This is a genomic window from Candidatus Nitrosotalea sp. FS (genome assembly GCF_011319475.1).
Lineage (GTDB): Archaea > Thermoproteota > Nitrososphaeria > Nitrososphaerales > Nitrosopumilaceae > Nitrosotalea.
On the sequence record NZ_RCMC01000109.1, the window covers coordinates 1 to 3,083 of the forward strand.

Sequence of the window (3,083 nt, forward strand, 5' to 3'; positions counted from 1 at the left end):
TTAGCATCACAATCTGATTCCATTGGACAAGCAAGCGCTCAACTAGTCCATTATGGTTTTAATGAAAAAAATCCAACATTGCTTCTCGTGTTGGTTCCTCTTTCGGGATATATCTTGGCAAGATCTGAGGGACAAAAATTTGTCTTTTTCAAGACACAAAAATTTGCGGCATATTGTTTTCTGTTTATTCTGATTTCATCAATGGTTGTATCACCATTATCAATTTCTCCGTTGCCAATTGCTAATGCATTTGCAATGGAAAGCAACGACTCTTCTTCACAAAACCCTAGTTTATCATCCAATTCTACTGGCTCCGCCCCACGTCTCTCATTTAACCAGTTTTCCAACGCTACTCAGGTAATATCCAATTCTACTGGTTCCACTCCAAGTCTCTCATTTAACCAGTTTTCCAATGCTACAAATACCAATGATATCGTCCCAATTCCTTCGAAATCCTGGAATTTCACTGATGCTAAAACCACTATTGAGCAGACTCTGGATAATAGTACTGGATTGAATCTGGATGGAAACAAATTCCTCAAGGAGAATGTTGCCTCCACTCAAAACCTTACCGCTCTTACCCTGTCTGCTTGGGTAAAGCCAGATTACAGTCAAGGCTCACCTCAGTTTACCATAATCAGCAAGGAAAATTCCTTCATTTTGGGTATCAACAACAATATCCAGCCATCAAAGAAGGCTTTCTTCTCTGTCTTTGATGGAATAAAATGGAATACAGTCACATCAAATAGTACAATTCCTGAGAACTGGACACATATTGTGGCTACATACGATGGTTCCTCTATTGGTATCTATGTTAATGGTACACAAGAATCAAAGATTCCACTTGTTGGGGTTTCTACAATTTCCATAACTGGTAAGATAGAAAATCAGACTACTGGCTTGCTTTCTTCCAATTCTGATGTTGTAATAGGTGCATNATAACACAAACAATCTCTTTTCAGGCTCAATTCAAGACGTTAAACTCTATGACTCCTTGTTGTCATCATATCAGATAAATCAACTATATCTTGGTGACAAGCAGTTTTCACCAGTAGAGAAAAATACACTACCAAACTTGGCAACAAACAGTACTGTAATAGCACAAGATCATACATCTAGTCTGCCTGAGAACTTGTCCATGGTTGACGCAATCCAGAAATTACTCAACTCTACATCTCTTACAGGTATCAATGATACAAACAGTACTGGAATAAATGACACAAGCTCACTTCCAGTAGTTCCTACCATTACCAATCTAAAGAGCAGCTACATGATGTCTGAAAGTCCAGAATTTGAGTTCAAAATGTTCAAGGACTCTGATATCAAAAAAATAAAGAAAACAGCAACCCAGTCAATGCAACAAGACAAATGGTCTGAGAAAAATACTGTCATATCAATCAAGGTCATAGCACCTGATGGAATAGAGATTCCAATAAAATCCCAGTTCAAGAAGATGAAGGAAGGTCAGTTTGACATCAAATTGGTATCAGGACGATACGGCAAGCCTGGAATGTATACAATCAAGACAACACTTGTCAAAAACGGCAAGACATATGATACACAGAGCCAGTACGCATGGGGCCTTGTATCCCTAAACACTGAAAAGAGCATTTATCAGCCCGGGCAGACTGCAAACATGACAATAGTAGTACTGGATAGTGGTGGACATCCGGTATGTGATGCAAATATACTTCTTAATGTAAAGGATCCAAACTCACAGATAACATCTCTCTCTTCTGTAAATGGTGTAGTATCTGGCTCAGAATGTGGGTTATACAATGCACAGTATGTCACTTCTATACCGGGTAGCTATACTGTTAATGCTACTGCAATAGCTGATTCAATCAAGACTGATTTTAGCACATCATTTTTGGTTCAAAACAACTTTGCATTTGACATAGTCAGAACCGCACAAAGCAAGATAGACCCGGTGAACAATCCAAACTCGTTTAATGTCAAGATGGATATTACATCATTTGTAAATCAGCACAGTGTTACAATCAAGGAATTAGTTCCATCTGTGTTGGATATAAAAACAGATGCAAATGTACAGACAGTAGGGAATACCAAGGTACTAACTTGGAACAAGAACTTGATTGGAAACAAAACACTAATCCAATATTCTTATTCTGTACCGCTTGTATTTCCACAGCTATATTCATTGGGACCAGTAGAAATTGATTATGGAAATTCAACATTTTACGAAGCACGACCATGGTATGTAGCAGTTGATCCTATTCCAAAAGGAAATTCCATCATTAGTACAACTGGTTCCTCCGTTTCAACCCTCAACTTTACTCTGACTACACCATCTTTAGCAACAGCTGGATCACAATTGTTACTCACTGTTGGAGTATCCATATCTAATCAAAATACAGCCTTGACAAAAGTCAAAAATGTTTTATGGGGTACAGGAGTATCAGGAACGAATTGCAAAGGAAGCTCAACAGCACTGGTCAATTCTACATCTACAGCAATTCAAGGAACTACGGGAAGATCTGAGATTTACTACCTAGGTAATGGAAATATTGCAAACAGTGTAACACAGAACGTATGTGTGATTTTTACAGGTACTGCCCAGAGTACAGTTGTTGGTGCTGTAATTTTTAATGCAACAGACCAGAGTGCAAATCCAATAGATTTTACACACACAATCACAGGTTCGTCTGCCACCATAAAAAATACAATAAATACTGCCATTGGAGACATGGTGTTTGATACAATTGTAGTTGGAAACAATGCAAATCCTACAATGTCTATCACAGGAGGTAATCAAACTATACTATGGAATACAGGTACTGCTTTGACTTCAAAAATGGTTGGTGCTGCAAGTTCAATAAACTCTACAGGTACTCATAACACTATGGCTTGGACTCTATCAGCAACTAAAGCTTGGGCTTCTAGTGCAATTTCTATAAAAAGAGCAGTGATAACCACGTCAATCTCAGACTCACTAACATTTACTGATACAATGACCAAGACTACAGGCAAATCAATCCAAGATTCACTAACATTTAACGACCAAGCAACTCCATCAAAAGCATATCAAAGGTCCATCCCAGACTCACTAACATTTACTGATA

2 protein-coding genes are annotated in these 3,083 nt (G+C 38.2%); both read left to right on the forward strand.

Annotation, left to right across the window (positions count from 1 at the left end; genetic code table 11):
- Positions 1 to 255 precede the first annotated feature (255 nt).
- Positions 256 to 937 (forward strand): LamG domain-containing protein (locus DYY66_RS15995; protein ID WP_394352569.1); only part of this gene is annotated, 682 nt, incomplete at its 3' end.
- A gap of 57 nt (positions 938 to 994) precedes the next feature.
- Positions 995 to 3,083: MG2 domain-containing protein (locus DYY66_RS14100; RefSeq protein WP_166286501.1), on the forward strand; the 2,089-nt coding region annotated here is incomplete at its 3' end.